The 16,247-nt window shown below is 51.5% G+C and carries 17 protein-coding genes; 15 read left to right on the top strand and 2 right to left on the bottom strand.

The window, feature by feature from the left end; genetic code table 11:
- The first annotated feature begins 42 nt into the window (after window positions 1–42).
- Window positions 43–315 carry a hypothetical protein gene (locus G3M70_05125; protein QPJ61304.1) on the top strand — a complete coding sequence of 91 codons (273 nt, stop codon included), beginning with the start codon at window positions 43–45 and terminating at the stop codon, window positions 313–315.
- Window positions 316–988: 673 nt separating this feature from the next.
- Here the strand turns inward: G3M70_05125 and G3M70_05130 are convergent.
- Window positions 989–1,315 carry a type II toxin-antitoxin system RelE/ParE family toxin gene (locus tag G3M70_05130; protein ID QPJ61305.1) on the bottom strand — a complete coding sequence of 109 codons (327 nt, stop codon included), beginning with the start codon at window positions 1,313–1,315 and terminating at the stop codon, window positions 989–991.
- A complete protein-coding gene (locus tag G3M70_05135; protein QPJ61306.1) occupies window positions 1,290–1,586 on the bottom strand; it encodes a type II toxin-antitoxin system ParD family antitoxin in 297 nt (98 codons plus the stop codon). The genes G3M70_05130 and G3M70_05135 overlap by 26 nt, the downstream gene beginning before the upstream one ends.
- A 663-nt stretch (window positions 1,587–2,249) precedes the next feature.
- Here G3M70_05135 and G3M70_05140 point away from each other — a divergent pair.
- The 14 genes from G3M70_05140 to G3M70_05205 are packed head-to-tail and all read left to right on the top strand — an operon-like array spanning window position 2,250 to window position 16,247.
- The gene (locus G3M70_05140) at window positions 2,250–3,950 is read left to right on the top strand and encodes a hypothetical protein (protein ID QPJ61307.1); all 1,701 of its coding nucleotides are present in this window, start codon (window positions 2,250–2,252) and stop codon (window positions 3,948–3,950) included.
- 13 nt (window positions 3,951–3,963) lie between these two features.
- Window positions 3,964–4,347 (top strand): hypothetical protein, encoded by a 384-nt coding sequence (locus G3M70_05145; protein ID QPJ61308.1) that lies wholly within the window; start codon window positions 3,964–3,966, stop codon window positions 4,345–4,347.
- A gap of 3 nt (window positions 4,348–4,350) precedes the next feature.
- Window positions 4,351–5,766, top strand: coding sequence for a hypothetical protein (locus tag G3M70_05150; protein ID QPJ61309.1), 1,416 nt, complete (start codon window positions 4,351–4,353; stop codon window positions 5,764–5,766).
- The gene (locus tag G3M70_05155) at window positions 5,763–6,428 is read left to right on the top strand and encodes a hypothetical protein (protein QPJ61310.1); all 666 of its coding nucleotides are present in this window, start codon (window positions 5,763–5,765) and stop codon (window positions 6,426–6,428) included. The genes G3M70_05150 and G3M70_05155 overlap by 4 nt, the downstream gene beginning before the upstream one ends.
- The gene (locus G3M70_05160; protein QPJ61311.1) at window positions 6,425–7,453 is read left to right on the top strand and encodes a hypothetical protein; all 1,029 of its coding nucleotides are present in this window, start codon (window positions 6,425–6,427) and stop codon (window positions 7,451–7,453) included. Before G3M70_05155 ends, G3M70_05160 begins: the two co-directional genes overlap by 4 nt.
- Entirely contained in the window at window positions 7,450–8,109 is a 660-nt protein-coding gene (locus tag G3M70_05165) for a hypothetical protein (GenBank protein ID QPJ61312.1), read from the top strand. The genes G3M70_05160 and G3M70_05165 overlap by 4 nt, the downstream gene beginning before the upstream one ends.
- A 24-nt stretch (window positions 8,110–8,133) precedes the next feature.
- Window positions 8,134–8,535, top strand: a complete 402-nt coding sequence (locus G3M70_05170; GenBank protein ID QPJ61313.1) for a hypothetical protein — start codon at window positions 8,134–8,136, stop codon at window positions 8,533–8,535.
- A 29-nt stretch (window positions 8,536–8,564) separates the two neighbouring features.
- Entirely contained in the window at window positions 8,565–9,029 is a 465-nt protein-coding gene (locus tag G3M70_05175) for a hypothetical protein (GenBank protein QPJ61314.1), read from the top strand.
- On the top strand, window positions 9,026–10,765 hold the full coding sequence (locus G3M70_05180) for a hypothetical protein (GenBank protein QPJ61315.1): 1,740 nt from the start codon (window positions 9,026–9,028) through the stop codon (window positions 10,763–10,765). The genes G3M70_05175 and G3M70_05180 overlap by 4 nt, the downstream gene beginning before the upstream one ends.
- Window positions 10,765–12,054, top strand: coding sequence for a hypothetical protein (locus G3M70_05185; GenBank protein ID QPJ61316.1), 1,290 nt, complete (start codon window positions 10,765–10,767; stop codon window positions 12,052–12,054). The genes G3M70_05180 and G3M70_05185 overlap by 1 nt, the downstream gene beginning before the upstream one ends.
- 16 nt (window positions 12,055–12,070) lie before the next feature.
- Complete coding sequence (locus G3M70_05190; GenBank protein QPJ61317.1) at window positions 12,071–12,583, top strand: hypothetical protein; 513 nt, start codon at window positions 12,071–12,073, stop codon at window positions 12,581–12,583.
- A gap of 25 nt (window positions 12,584–12,608) precedes the next feature.
- Complete coding sequence (locus G3M70_05195; GenBank protein QPJ61318.1) at window positions 12,609–13,565, top strand: hypothetical protein; 957 nt, start codon at window positions 12,609–12,611, stop codon at window positions 13,563–13,565.
- A gap of 27 nt (window positions 13,566–13,592) precedes the next feature.
- The gene (locus tag G3M70_05200) at window positions 13,593–15,308 is read left to right on the top strand and encodes a hypothetical protein (GenBank protein ID QPJ61319.1); all 1,716 of its coding nucleotides are present in this window, start codon (window positions 13,593–13,595) and stop codon (window positions 15,306–15,308) included.
- Between the two features lie 30 nt (window positions 15,309–15,338).
- Window positions 15,339–16,247, top strand: coding sequence for a hypothetical protein (locus tag G3M70_05205; GenBank protein ID QPJ61320.1), 909 nt, complete (start codon window positions 15,339–15,341; stop codon window positions 16,245–16,247).

The raw sequence follows: 16,247 nt of genomic DNA on the forward strand, positions 1-16,247 counted from the left end.
TGCAAAGTTCCGGGCTGAATCCAGACATTCAGGAGGGCGGGTATGAGAACCCTATTCGGTGCGGTTTTGTTATCGCTTTGGCTGGCGGGTTGTTCGCAGGGACCGGAATCTGGCGTGAAGTACCATTTCGCTTCCAAGGATGAATACCTGAAATATTATCTGCCCTTGCAGGACGACCATGGCGGGGTCAAGAAATGGGTACCGGCGGAGGGCATGGACTGTTACGGCGGCAAACACATGACCCTGGGTGACGGGTTCGAGGTGATCTTTTGTCCCAGGGACGGTAACGAAAAATTGTTCAAGCTAAGCGGTTAAGTGGTTGGCGCTTGGCCATCGAAAATCCGTTATTATTAAAGAGCTGAAGAATAATCCCCCTAGCCCCCTTCGCAGAAGGGGGAGGTGCTGACGCACGGCAAACTGACAAATACAATTCTCCCTCTTTTAAAGAGGGACGCGAAGCAGGGAGATTTTTTTCCATCTCGTAAAGCCGCTTTTGATCTGGATTGCTTCGTCGCTATCACTCCTCGCAATGACAAAAGAAGAATCCCCCCGCCCCCTTTACAACGAGATCTTTGCATAAGAATTAGAACAAATGCCAGAAATTTGGTGGCCCCCCTTCCCTTCGGCAAGCTCAGGACAGGCTCCAGGCTCAGGGTGACACACAAAATCAATGCAATGTCATTCTGAGCGATAGCGAAGAATCTCGCCTTGGATTTTGAATTTCAAGTTATGCAAAGGTCTCCTTCGCAGAAGGGGTTGGTGCTGACGCACGGCCAACGGGCTAACCCAATATTCCCTCTTTAAAAGAGGGACGCGAAGCAGGGAGATTTTTTCCACCTCGTAAAGCCGCTTTTGATCTGGATTGCTTCGCTCCTGTCAGTCGCTCGCGAAGACGGGTTTTTTCCTGGGTTATGAAAGTCCTCTTGAAATTGTCCATAAATCGTTGGGAAGAAAATATGCCAGCATCCTTTTTAAAAAAATACGATACCTATTCAATATTGGATTTGAACACTCTGTGAAAATCCATCCGACCATGGAGCACGCGCACGACATAAATCGTCTTTTCTTTGACGCGAAAAATCAGGATGTGTTCGCCTTCGGGATAGGCGTCGTATTCCGGCGGAAGATCCGGCCGCTTATGACCAACGCCGGGGTTGTTTAAAACCGTTGCCAGTGCCTGGTCGAGTTTTTCCTGATAAACAAGAAGCTGTTGTTCACCATAGGTTTCCAGTGTGTATTGCAGAATATCGCGGATATCGTCTTCCGCTTCAAGGGATAGAAGAAGAATATTATCTGGATCGGGGCCTGATTTCATCTTTTACGGGTTTGCCCTTTTTGGAATTTCGCACGGCTTCTTTGGTAAGTCGGTCCAGCATATCCGCCGTGTAAGGCACCGTTTTTCCTTCCGCAATCTGACCCTCCCCTACAGCAAGAAGAGTGCGCATGCTTTCCAGGTGTTTTTCCTCCTGGCGTTCCTTCATATGGCGCAAGGCATCACGAATCACCTCTGTGGCATTGCCGTACATCCCGGAAGCCACCTGCCCCTGGATGAATTCTTCAAATTCGTTCCCCAACTTTAAATGCATTTCGTCCTCTTGAGAAAGCTTTTATATACATAAAAAATACATAAATCATACATAAAATTCAATATTTTTAGCTTACCTGGCTCCTTCCATGAGAGACATTTTTTCATGAAGGGTCCGGTTTTCGACCATTTTGTCGACGTCAACAAAATGGTCCAGCGGGGCAAAAGGGTGAAAAAGCCGTCTCATCTTACCTGAAACTATTTGGGTTTCAGGATTTAATATTTTGGAATAAGGATAATCCCCAACCTTTTGATTTTATGCCGACTTTCCATACATTTCCCCCCAGTGTCCGGCCCGATGGCTCAAAAATTTTTTCTGGTTAAAGTTTTCCCTTCCCCCTGGCAAAAATTTTCTCTGAAGGCACTCCCGCGTCCAAACTTTCCAGCCCAGCGGGGAAACTTCGAACATGGGAAAGGGATTACCCATTAAACCTTGCAGGTCAAACGACCACACCCCATTCCCTGTTAGGACGACAAGCCAGCGAGCTCTCTAAATTATTATAAATAAAAGGTTATTATCGTATGAAACGGAAATTCAATTACTTTCACTCAGTAGGTAAAAAATTCGTAAAATCACGTTACATATTCGCTTGACTCAGATGTTTTATCGGGTTAACTTCCCGGAAATATCACCCTATTTAAATATTACGAAGAGGGAAATGCCATGTCTACTTTGGTTGTGCCCGGTGTTCGTGTAGAAGCCCGTTTTGACGTTTTACCCCCCTTACCCGCCCCGTCCGGTATCCTCGGCGTCGCGGCCATTGTGGATCGACCACCCAATCCGATAAAACTCATCGGAGTTACGAAACCAGCTGAGATTGCTGGCCTTCTGGGTCCGGGGACCATTGCGTCCGCTCCGGAGATCGTCCATGCTCTGGCCAATGGTGCTGCGGAAATCGTGGTTTCTCCGGTTTCCGGAGGCAGTGCGGCGAGCCTGACCCTGAGAAATGCCAACAACGATCCGGCGGTTATCCTGCGTGCCCGCTCCAATGGCGAATGGGCTGAAGCGATTCATGTGGATGTCACCTCAGTCACCGATTCGAACAGCGATCCGGTTCGCGTGTCCATCCGTTTGTTGATTAACGGAAGGGCTGTTGAAGAGTTCCCGGACCTGCTGGTTAATTCCGGTGACCCGGCTGATCTTTTCGACACCATTAACCGGCGCTCGATCTATGTCGTAGCCGTAGACCCCGGCCTGCAAAATGCCGTTCCCGCTGCGGGAACCTACGCGGTCCAGGCCGATGGCACTCCCGTAGACGTACCGGTAGACGGTACAACCAACACTTTGTTTTCGATCATTCCGGACCCGGATCTGTCGGACGCCGCCGGTTTGAGCGTCACCATTGCCGCCCCGGCCGCCGACCGTATTGAAGTCCGCACGTTCCGGAATGGGGCTCTGGTGGAAGAATTCACCCGGTTGACCATGGACCCGGACTCAGCGAATTTTCTTCCGGCAGTCTTGCTGTCTTCCAGTCAGTATATTAATGTGATTCAGGCGAATTCACTTTCCGGTACCGACCGGTTGCCCAGTGCGTTGACAGCTCCCACTCCCCTTACCGGAGGGAGTTCCCCCAACAGCAACGCCTATCGTGATGCGATCGACCGTCTTGGAGAAGACACCCGCATCAACCTGGTACTGGCATCGGTGGAACCACAACGCACCTCTTCTTTCCGTTCCGGCATTCACCAGTTTCTCGGCGCACATGCTGTTTCCCAGACGGATCAGGGTTCTCCACGAATTGCATTTGGTTCGGTGACGAGTTCCGATCAAAGCGATCTGGATGACATCCGTGATCATGCGGCAACGGTTCGTAACCGGCGTTTCGTTCTGGTATCCCCTTCGGGTGCCGATGGCGCAGTCGCTGGCCTGGTGTCCCGGTTGAATCCGCAGGATTCGCCGACCTTCAAACCGGTGCCGCTGTTTGGAATCCAGCCCGCCGAATACACCGGCAGTCAGCTCAACCGGTTGCTGGGGCCGACTCACAACGTTCTGGTAGTGCAGCAACGGCGTGGCCGCGGTGTGATTGTACTGCGCGGACTGGATACCTCCGGTGACCAGATTTCCGTTACCCGTGTGGCAGACAGCGCGATCCGCGAAGTGAAAGCCATTTCGGAAAACTTCATCGGCCAGCTCAATACAGACGATGCTCGCATCGCCCTTCGCCAACAGATCGTCGCGACCTTCACCCGCATGGAACGGGCCGGTGCTCTGGTGCCTTCCACCGATGGAGAAGATCCGGCCTTCATGGTGGATGTCTATTCAACCCAGCAGGACTTTGCCCAGGGGATTGTCAGAATTGACGTCGCCGTAAGACCTGTCCGGGCCATCGACTACATTTACGCAACTATCCGCGTCAAGAACTGATTAGGAGGAAACAATGGCAACACTATTCGCGGCAAATGAAAGCACGGTGATGGTGGATGGCGAAGCTGTCGAAGGAGTTCAATCAATTGAATACCGGCAGCAGGCAGTCCGTCGCAACCTGTATGCAGTGGGAGGTGCTGAACGTATCGGAGTGATTTCCGGACCGCAGGCTGTTGAAGGGCGAATCCGGGTCGCTTCAACAACCTCGACTCTGGATGGTCGAATCGGAAATGAAACGTTCCAGATCTCATCCCAGCTCCGACACGGTGACACCACCATGACAGTCAGTTTTGACGATTGCCTCCTGACTGCAAAAACGTTTGAGATGTCTGTCGGCAACCATGGCGAAGCCGTTTACAGTTTCACCGCTACCCGGGTCAGGGAAGAAAGGGGATAGTCCGTGGCCTCAATCATTTTCCAAATAGCACGCAACAAAGTTCTATTTGGGAATGACCTGGAAGTGGACGCCCATCTGGTCGGCAACGAAGGCCGGATACAAATTCAAGGCCCGAATGGGCCTGTTTTGCGACCTCTCGGTTTTGGCGAAAGAAATCGCCTGGTGAGAATGGTCGCACAGTCTTCCAGTATTCCTTCAGAGCTGGCTGCTGTTATCAAACAAGCAGCGGTTGTCGAGCCGGGCACGGCGGAAGTCCCTGCGCTTGCGCTGGAAGCGCTGGCTCTCCACCTTTCCGGTGCCGGAAGCGGAGCTCCAGGTTTTTCCACGCAAACGGGAATCCTGTCGCATCAATTCGGATGGACCCCGAAGGAACTGGAAAACCAGAATGCCCTGGAGGTCGATTCCCTCGCCGCCAAATGGATGGAAGCACACGACTCGGTTCAACCGGATGACGGTTGGCACAGAATCGTTTTGCAGCCAGGTGCCTCGGCAAAAAAAGATGAAACGGATCTGGAATCCCTTGTTGAAGAACTGGCTCAGGACCTGATTGACCGATTCAACGAAATGCTCAATCGGGAAGTATTGGAGCAGTCCCGGAAACAATCAGGGAAAAGTTCAACCCGGCAGAGACAAGCCTCTCCAGTTGATTCCGCCCTTCCTTCAAAAACTCAGGAAGCAGGTTCAAACTTTTCGAATCAGAATCCCGGTTCACCTGAATCCGGAGCCTGGAATACAGAAGGAGAAATTCCAGGAAAGGGAGATATAGCGCCCTTTCCAGATACTCCCGTTTCACAAACCTCAAAACCAGACAGTCCACCCGCAACACATCAGGTTTCTCCAACCCAGGATCAAAACGACTGGGAGGAATCACCTTCGGTTCAACCCTCGTTAAAGGATGAACCGATTTCAACATCAGCCGCGTTGAATTTGAAACCGGATTCCCTGGAACAAACCCCTGAACATAAAAAGTCGGAGCATCCCGCAGGCGATCAGGAAGAAAATGATTTGAAGAGACCTCAACCTGGTTCTCCTGTTCAACCGTTTCCAAAAGCTTCCGAAGATTTCGATTGGGAAGACCTGGGACTGAACACTTCTCCTTTTGAAAATTTTGATCCAGAAGCAAATCAATCATCCCCTTCTTCTCATTCTTGGTGGCGGGAGGATATTCCTTCCAGCTCCAATTCGCCGTTTCAGGAAACCGTTACGGGCAATGAAACCCGCACGTGGCAGTCATTTCCAGACGCAGCATCCGGTATTGCCCAGACCCGTCAGCAAAGTTCCCGCTTTCAACTTGAACCCCTTCAAGGGTCCGTCAGAAAAGACACGAAGAACTCGAAGCCGGGTTCTCCGCAGGATGTGATTCAAACCATTGCCGATGCCTTGCACAAGATGGCTGATTTGAGGGGGATTGATCCGTGACCACGGCAACCGAACGTCCAATTCCTTTACTGGATGATATTCCCCTGACAGCGATCCAATCTATGGAGCATATGCTTGATGCGGGATTTATTCCCACATCCGTTGCTGGTCTCGACGGTCAGGTTCAACAGCGGTTGCACCGGCCATCCCATAAAATCCATATCACTGGAATTCTGGAAGGTGAAACAAAACTCGATGATCTCGCGACTTTGCAGGAGGCCGCTGCTTCCGGTGAAGAAATAACTTTTGCTGCCGACATTGTGACGGCACTTGATCTTCAAAAGGTTGTCGTCACGCAATTCCGCGCGGTGGAATATGCCGGACAGCCCGGGCAAATGGGATTTGAACTGCAATTGGCAGAGAGTCCGCCTCTGCCCCCTCCTGCCGAACTGAGCGGGTTTGGTGGACTGGATGACTTTGGTCTGGGCGATCTGGGCTTCGACACCGATCTAATGGACGACCTTGCCGGATTGGCAGACGATATTGCCGGTGCTGTCGAAGGTGCCATGGATGCCATTGAAGGATTGCAGGCGTTGGCCGGTCTCGGAGACCTCGGGTTCTCCGGTGATTTCAAACCCTTGCAGGATGCTACAGATAACGTTGGAACGGTCGGCAAAAAAATTGGAGAGGCTGGAAAATCATTGGGAGATTTATTCGGATGAGTCTGGCTGCACAATCCATTTCCGTGACCCTGGGCAATTTGCTCTACGACACCCACGTGTCCTCCATCTCGGTGGACCTGGGCGTTTTGCCAGCGGTCAACCTCGCGCATTGTGAATTCCCGCTGGATGTCCCGGTAGAAGCGGGTCCGGGAGATGAGGCCACTCTGGAGCTGGACATTGGAGACGGTGCCACCAAAATCCTGACGGGGCAGGTGGAAACGGTTTCCCGTCTGTTTTCCGGAACACGGGTCACCATAGCTGATGCGGGAGCAAAGCTTGCTGCTCTAAGGCCCTCCGCCACTTACCAGTCACAAACCCTGCGGGCGACGATTACGGCTTTGGCAGATGAAGCGGGAGTTTCGATTGGACGGTTCGCCTTATCAGCGCCCACCCAGTTTCCCAATTATGTCTGTCATCAGCAAAGAACCATAACCGAACACATTAAAGAGTTAGCCCAGATAGGCAACAGCTTAGCCGTTGTGGACGAGGATGGGAAACTTTCTATTTTATCCAGGGATCCAGGACCGGCCGATACGGCATTACGTTATGGTCGTGAATTTCTGGAGTATGAAATGAGAGACGCGCCGGTTCCGTCCAACCGTGTGATGGTGGGCAATGGACCTGCGGGTGCCGCGGCTGATCCCAACGTGTTCCGTCATTCTACTGAATCCCTGACGGGCGGAGGAGATGATCCCTCACCTAACAATTTATGGGAACCAAAACCTGCCCTTCGAACTGGTGATCTGGTTCGCCAGGCCAGTACTGAAATCAACACCCGACGCAATTCCCGGACCAAACAATTAAGAGCCAACTGCTGGCTGGTTCCGACACTTCGCCCCGGTGCTGTTCTTGAAATTCAGGATCTGCCAGGCTCCCTTTCCAAAGGTCCCTGGCTCATCACGGATGTCACCCATTCCATTGACATGATTTCCGGAAGCCAGACCCGTTTTTCCGGGGTGTATGCAGGCAGTGACCTGGCGGGACTTCTTTCCCAGGCTGCGGGATTGATCGGAGGATTATTGTGAGTAACCAGTTGTTTGATGCAGTAACCCGCATTGCCCGACATGAAGTGAAAGCGGTGCCCACAATTTCTGTTGGACAGGTAACCGAAGTATTCAACATGGTCGCCGGGGGTGGTGATCATTCGGTCACCGTCGAACTCAGGGACCGGGGTTTGATCCTGCCCAATGTGCCCATTGCCGTAGGCGCGTTGGGACTGGCCGCCACACCTGATGTTGGCGATCTGGTAGTTGTTGTGTTTGCAGAGGGAGACCTGCACGGTCCGGTGGTTGTTGGACGTTTGTATCACAGTGATCTCGCTCCCCCCAAACATGAAGCCGGTCAGATCGTGGTCGAATTGCCTCCCGGGGATTCCAATCCCGCACTCAAGATGTTACTGGATTCAGGTGTCCCAGCCATGAACCTTCAGGTCGGGCCGGACACAACGGTCGAGATCAATGACGGACTGGTTGAACTGAAAAGTAAGGGAGCCAAGGTGGCGGTGGATGCAACAGGGTCGGAAGAAATCACGGTGGATGTGGGTCAGGCCAGTCTGACACTCTCCGCCAATGGAGAAATGGCAATCAAAGCCAGCAACAAGCTGGTCATCGAAGCCACCGAACTCGAACTGAAAGGTTCCGCTACTGTAAAAATCAGCGGAGCCAAAGTAGATATCAATTAACGCAGCGGTTACACGAGGAACAAAATGGGAAATCCGGTAGCGACCATGAATTCGCAGGTGATGGCAACCGACACGCACATTGTTCTGGTACCCACCCCAGGAGGTCCGGTACCCACACCACTACCGCACATATTTTCAGGAGCCATAATGGGTGCGACCGTTCCAACGGTGAACATCGGGGGTCAGGCCGCAGCTGTTCAGGATTCCATTGCTTTCAATAATCCGCCACATATCCCGATGCCCCCTGGAGCCTCGTTTCAGGCTCCACCGAATAACCAGGGGAAAGTCATATTAGCCAGTTTTACTGTAAATGTTGGTGGAAAAGGGTTAGCCCGAGTGGGCGATATGGTTGAAACCTGCAATGACCCCGCACCACTTCCGGTAGGAACGATTACCGGCCCTGCGGGCACCGTGTTTGCGGGTTAACGTTTTCATGATTTTTGGAGACAACGTTCGTGCGATTTGAACAACTGGGAACAGATTTAAAAGTAGTGATCGGACCCCCTGCAATGGCCGCCCACGATACCAGTCCGCTCGATTTACGGATGGATCCCCGGTTTTTTCCTTCAGATCAAAAAGGGACCTATGACTTTCAGACAATCAACGGCAGGGAAACCCTGGCACAGGCGATGATTCTGAGGCTATTGACTCCAAAAGGATCGCTGGCGGAACTGGGCCATGCTGATTACGGTTCCCGGTTGTCTGAATTGATCGGTCGCCGAAAAACTGCCTCAATCCGGGCGTTATGCAAGGCCTATGTATTGGAAACTGTGGCCCAGGAACCGCGTGTTGAAGACAAGGCCGTTTCTTTTTCTTTTGATATTCCAAGCGAAGGCCCATCTGAAATACGTTTCAATCTTGCAATCAAACCTAAAACGGAACCTGAACCGGTGACCTTGAATTTTGCGGTGGCATTATGAAGTTTGAACCAAGGGATTATCCAGACATTGTAAGAGACCTCTTGACCTCCCTGACCAAAGGAACGGTCAGAGAAAAAGTCACCGTCCCGGGTGTCGAAGGCCCCATCATTCTCAAGGAACTGGCTAACCGCCCGTTGCGCCGTGTCTCGCATTTGCAGGGAAAAGTGAGCAGTGGAGATGAAAATGATTCCGAGGGCAGGAATTTCAGATTCACTTCAGCCGATTTCGAATTGATCTCCAGTACGGGAGGTGAAGAGTTTGACGCCATCCGGTTTAGAGAAGGCGGCAACAAACCCCTGCCCGGTTCGGATCTTTACGTAAATTATTTTCCAGTCAACATCGATCCAATGCCGGTCACCGACCTCAACATCGGCTCGGTTGTTCGAACCATACTGGAATCCCTCGCAGTTGAGCTCACCCTGGAAGAACAACTACTGGAGAGGGTTTATAAATCCGCCTTCCTGGAAACAGCAGAAAAACAGTCATTGGACAAGGTCGTTGCACTGGTCGGAGTCAAACGAATTCCGACGGGAGTTCCCACCGCGAAACTCCGTTTCGTCCGAGCCACCGGAACTGTTGGCAGAATAACCATTCCTGTGGGAACACGGGTGAGCGATGTTGAGGGGAAAAATCTTTACCAGACGGTCGCCCCGTTAATCCTCGAACCGGGAGAGTCTTCGCGCGAGATCAACGCTGTCGGCATCAACAGTAAAACGGAAGCGGTGCCTGCAGATTCTTTATCCCGACTGGAAATGATGATTGCCGGGGTCGGCAGTGTGACCAACCCCACTGAGGCCTGGACCCGAAGCGATCCTGAAACGGATGAAAGTCTTCGACGACGTGCAAAGGGCGCTCTTCACAAAGCCATTCGAGGAACTCTCGATGCGTTGAAATTCGGAATTCTTTCCATCGAAGGGGTACAGGATGTTGCCCTGCAGGAATTCCCCAATGGTGTACCGGGTGAAGTCAAAATAGATGTGGTTTACGAGCAAAATTCCGATCCTGCATTGCAGGATCAAGTCAACCGCAGAATCGATGAACTTCGCCCAGCCGGTATTCGGGTTCTATTGGGTCAGGCCGCGAAAACCAAGGTAACGGCGCAGATCGAAATCACCCTGGCCGGTACTGGAGTGCCTGAGTCAGAACTGGAACCGCTAAAAAATGATGTCGAGGCCCGGTTGGCAGAATTCCTTGGCCAGCTTTCTCCGGGTGGTGTTGCACGCCAGGCTCAGATGGTCTCAACCGTAATGTCTGATTCAAGAATTGTGGATGCAAAAATCGAATTGAGTGCCGAAGGGGGTCCACAGCAAGACAAGCTGGAACTGGCAACAGGTCACGCTATAGACCTCGTTCAGCCATTTTCATTCCTGCAAGTCAAAAAAGAAGACACCGGCGGTTCGGCCCTGGCTACAACCGCTGAAGTGGATCTTACCTTACCGGTACATCTGGAACCGGGTGTGACTCAATCCGAACTAGAACAGACTATTCGTCTGGCCGCTCAATCCCATATGGACTTACTGGTTACCGCCGGGACTCCATATTCCATAGACTCGCTGGCAGCTGCCATCCGTGACGATACCCGATTCGCCCTCATCCGTGCAGAGGCTTTGTCCGTGGTTGAAAGTCAGGGACGTTTCATTCAGCTGGCAGACCAGTTGGGAGAATACACACCACAACCCAACGAAACACTGCATTTACGTAATGTCACTCTCGATGTTCGGGAAGGAGGGAGTTGATGGCACACGTAGATTCCATTCGCGACCGACTACCGGAACTTTATAAAGAGGGAAAAAACCTTTCGCGGCTGCTGGATGTCATGGCTTTGCCGCTGGAGGAGATGGATCAAGAGATGCGCGACATCCAGCGATCCCACTTTTTTAATCAGTGCGTGACCCTTGATGATGCTTCCAAACTTGGCGCCATTCTGGATATCCCCGTGGAAGATTGGCAATCGTTCCGGGATTACCGGCTCTGGGTCCATTCCCTGAGGGATGCACGATTAAAAGCCGGGGCCGTCACTCGAGAGGGAATTCGTCTGTTTGTCCATCAATATCTGGAAGGGTTTCAAAGACTGAAGGAAGTGAAACTGTCGCCTCCTGCTACTGAATTATCAACAACTGAATCGGATACGATTCCCAGTCTGATTGAAAATCCTCCGGTCTACCGTTACATGCGTCCACCGGGACCCAATGGTCTGGCGCCACTTGATCGTTTCAAAGTGACCAACAACGGGTTGGACTCCGCTCCGATCAACCTGGTGCTCACCGCATTCGGTAGTGACGCTCCTGAATACGCACCCATGTTGATGAATGTGACAACCGGAAACGCCCTTGTGTTTCTTGGCGCAATTCCCACTGGAAAGCGACTTTGGATCTGGTCAGAAAAAAAGGAAGACGACTCACTTTCTTTACATGCTGAACTGGAAGGCCATACGGTCACAGATAAATTGAAGTTCATTGAAGGCCTGGTGCCCGGAGATGCCAACACCGCTGTACAAGCCAGCGGGGATCCTCAACCTTTGATGCTCGAGCGTGGGACCAATGAATTCTGGTTCATGCCTCTGGCTCACTTTGATGTACCCGGGTTGGATCGTGCACTGCTTGCCCTGGCTGACCTGAACCTTAAGCAGGGTGTGTGGGATGAGACCCTGTTCGATCATTCCCTGTTTTCTCAACAAGCAGCTGTGGCTCTTCAAATGTTGTGGGTGGAATCTGCACCAGCCTCCTTCAAGGTTGAGTTACCGGCACAATCCATGTTGAGTCAGGCAGGAAACCTGGAAGAAGGACTTTCCGATCGGGACCGGTTGGAAAGCTCACTTGATGAGGCCCTGAGACGGTTGTCCGCGGCGGGTGTGGAATCACGGGTTCATATGCGGTCCCACAGGGAAGTTCAAGGAGCGCGGGAACGGCTGGCGAGAGTCCTGCCCATGACCATTAAAGAAAAAGGCAGTATCGGGTCCGATGATTTACCCGATTCCGGTGGAGCCTTTGGTATTACCGATTTTGACAATTCAATTTTCCGTTAGGGAAAGGTATTGAATCATGAGAGCTCAAGTTCATTTGGAGTTGCGCGATATCGCGTCCGGGAAATTGCTGGAGAACCGTCACGCTAAAAATACCGTGATGCAATCCGGAGCCATGCTGATTGCGGAATTGTTTTCCGGGAGAGGTAGCCGGATCACTCATATGGGAGTTGGAACCAACGATGGAACGCCTGACGATATTTCTATTGTCGAATTGCGTAACGAACCGGTGGGAGAAAATCCCGCACTCACGGGTGGCCTGCTTGCTCCCATTTCAACGGACAGTTTTCAGTTTGAAATCAATGCCGTAAAACGTCTGGTGCAGGTCCGGGTGAGGGCCACCCTGCCTTCGGACGCCGCTGTGGGCATGGTGCGCGAAGCCGGATTGATTTCGCAACAGGTCCCTGAAGGCGAGGGAGACCCAACAAACGTCCTTTACAACCGGGTCACCTTTGCTCCCATCGATAAGAAAGATGATCACGAGTTAACTTTATTCTGGGAAGTGGAATTTCCCTTTGGAGATCTTCATTGATCTTCGCGATTGAAGGAGAACAGCCATGGCGTTAAAAGCTTCTTTTAACATACAACTGCAGGGGTTTCCGCAAGCCAACCGGGATGCCGAGGTGACTCTCGTCAACCAGTCGACGGGCAGCCGGTTTGTCCGAAAACCATTTCTCGATGGCCAGCTTATTATGAGGGACCTTGATCCGGGCCCGTATGAAATTTCGGTGAGACATCCAAATCTAATACAACCCATAGACAGACGCGTGGTCCGGCTGTTTCCCCAACCCTTCCCAACCCGGGTGCCGGTTGTGGTGCGTCCGGAATTGTTCCGGGACACTCCTATTCGCGATATCCCGGATGCTGACCTGACTCCTGTTCAACAAACAGCGACTACCGTCCGGGAAACCCTCACTCCCCTGGGTACAAAAAGTGCCGGGGAAACTATCCGTTCAACCGACTGGAATGCACTGGTGGGTGCCATGTCGGACCTTGCCGGGGCCGTACTGGAACTGACACAACTGGTCTCACCCATTGGCCATGACCATCCCGAGATTGCTGAAAAAACGGCAGAGATTCAGGGCAACATCCGGCGCTTCACCGAATCATTCGGGCGCAGCCTGCTTGAACTTCGACGCGACATCGAAAGTCAGCAACTACGCAGGAATTTACTCGACACCCTGGACCGTGCCGGAGCTTCTTCTGAGATGAGGAACCGGTGGACCAAACGCATCGACGATCTCGAGGAATCCATTCAACAACCCACGCCGGTCTGGACTGGCAAATTATCACGCGCAGGGAATGCTTTCTTAACGGAAGTGAACGAATTGGCAGTGGGTCAGGGTGCCGAAGGCGACAGCTTCCTGAAGGAACCTGCTGTCCAATCGGTAATGCTGGCGGCCACGCAATACGCAAATGTAGGAACCCAGGTCAAACCTGAAGATGAATTACAGACCTACATGCGCACGACAACACAAAGCAAAAAATCGAAATTTTCCTGGGCGCAACGCTAGGGAAAGTTAACAAAGGAGAAACAGTATATGCCGACGGTAGCCAAGTTGGAAAAACTGGAAGCCCTGATAGAACGTCTCGAACCGATTGCTGAAAAACACCGGGGCGAGCTTATCGAAGCGCCGCACTGGAATTCCCTGGTGGATTCGGTGATTGAGGTTGCGCGGTCGGTATTGGCTGATGATAAGACCGAAGAAGTTCCCCCCCACGAACATTCGGATCAGGTGGGGTTGACCTGGCTGGACACCAAGTTGCGCGGGTTGATACTCGAAGGAGGATTGAACGATCCTGGCAGCGAATCTCAACTTTTCAAATTGAATCGTGAGATTGATGTCTTGTCGAAACAGTTTGACCAATTGCGGGATTCCTTGAGCCAATTGAAATCGGACCTAAATGGTGTCTCCACACGCGACCTGATGCGTGAATCCGACATGACCCGGGTGTCCAGAAAAATTGATGGAATAGCCGATGCCCGGGAGGATGTGACCAATCTGCGCCAAACCCTTCGAACCCTCGAAACGGATGTCAAACGTGCGGTTGAATTCGGTCAAACGGTTGTAAGGGACGGGGAGACCATAAATATTGCGGACATGTTGACCCGGGTTGAAAGAGTTGAAACCCTGAGGGCAGATCTCACAAACACGGAAGGAAAAGTTTTCAATGCCAATGATTTTGAAAAACGGTTAGTCGAATTACAAAATACTCTGGTGACCGAAGAGGAACTGGATGAGGTTCTTAAAACTGTACGGGATCAGGTGGGAAGCGATTTACGAAGTTCTGTATTGGAAGAAACCCGGGAAATTGCTCAAAAAGTAACCACCGAGGCGATGGAGCCCATTAAAAATGAACTTCTTGGTCAGGTTAAAGAACAGATGGATTCGATCAGCTCCAGTATCGACACGCGAGTGAATGATGCGACATCCGATCTTGCGGCCAACCTGAGCAACACCCTTCAGAAGGAAACGCAAACTGAAATTGATCGAAGGATGAATTTATTGAAAGCAGAAATTACCCAGGAGTCCGAAACCAATCTGGGCAATTTTTCGAAATCGATCGATCAGAGGTTTTCTTCTTTTCAGGATGATGTGGGGGAAAGAATTTCGTCTGGCATTGCCACCCAACTGGAAGGGACTTTAAAAGATTTTGAAACCCGACTGAATGAATCCGACACAAGGATCACTGAACTTTCCAATAGAACCGACGAGAACATTGAGCAATCCAAGGCAAATGCTACCCGCATCGAACAAACCCGGCTTGAATTACTGGCAGCGGATGCCTCTTCAAGAAGTTCTGTTTCCAAACAATTGAGTGAGATGGAGAAAAACCTGAACGAATCCTTAACAGCAAAAACAAATTCTCTCCGGGATACTTTGAACGAAGATCTGAACATCAGCATGAACCAGAAAATTACCGATCTGGAAGCCAGGCTTTCCAAAACAGCCAGCGAATCGGCCAGGGTCGAAACTAAACTGCAAACAAACGAACTGCGAGCAGACGTCAATGACATTGTTCAGAACCAGATGACCGTTTTGCAGAAAGACCTGGAAGCTTCAATTGAAAAACGTTTCACCAGCAATAATTCACGTTTAAACGGACTGGTCGCGGAAGAGGTGGCTCGTTCTACCTCCGATCTAAACAAAAGGATCCGGACGGAAATTGAAGCAATTGAAACAGAACGAAAACGAAATATTGAAACAAATGAACGGTCAACCACAACGACACGAACACGCTCAGGAACGAGATAACGTAACTCCAGATCAACACAACCGGGTGCCATGCTTAGAGACTTTGAACAACGTTTTGCCCAGGTTCTGGGCAGCCAGTTAACGGCCCCTTTCGCTGGAAGGGTGCGTACGGCGCCTGTTGATACTGGCGATAATGGAATTCAAATCGTGGTGTCTGTTGGAAAAATGAAAATTCAATCGCCCGACTTTGGTTCGTTCCGGTCCGAAAATGCTCCTGGAATAACCGACCCGTTACGGATAGTTCGATTGCGTGGTGAAGTGGGAATCGTGGTGTTCCCGGCTCAGGGCCAGGGTCGCCAGCAACAACTGCAGGGGATCGATTCACTGCTTTACCTTCTGGATACCCCTGATTTTCGCAACGCCAACGCTCTGGCTTCTCAACAGGACCAGGGGTTTCTTTTGGATTATTTGAAGATCGTTGAAGCGGACCTGAGTATCCGGGACACCAATACCGATCCCACTCCCGACATCACCCTTGAGGTTGAGGGCTGGTTCTGGCCTATTGGTCAAACGGGTGTGTCCGGTGATGTAATCACTCAAGCCCATGTCCGGCAATTTGTGTTACCGGTTTCTATGGTGACCGACAATGGACCCATTGTTGCCGGTGGAAACGCGGTACAACTCAATTTCAATGTCGGCACCAGCGGATCCATGGTGCTCCAGGGCAGTTCCTCCTCTACTCTTCCCTTTGGGAACATTGCGGTTCGCTTGCTTTCTGCTGATGGCAGTCCGGGCCAGGGAAGTCTTTCGGGAGGATTGGCTGGGCCGGATAACAGTCAGTTGACACTCCTGGCTAACGGTTCCGCTTCGTTGTCGTACACACCACCCGGGTCGGCTACCAATGAGCGGGTTGTTGTTACCACAGTCATCATGGATGGCAATACGCCCGTGCGGCTGGGCATTGAATTGGCCAGTTTTAATATTCAAGTCGGGAACTGA

It is taken from the genome of Candidatus Nitronauta litoralis (genome assembly GCA_015698285.1).
Taxonomy (GTDB): Bacteria; Nitrospinota; Nitrospinia; order Nitrospinales; family Nitrospinaceae; genus Nitronauta; species Nitronauta litoralis.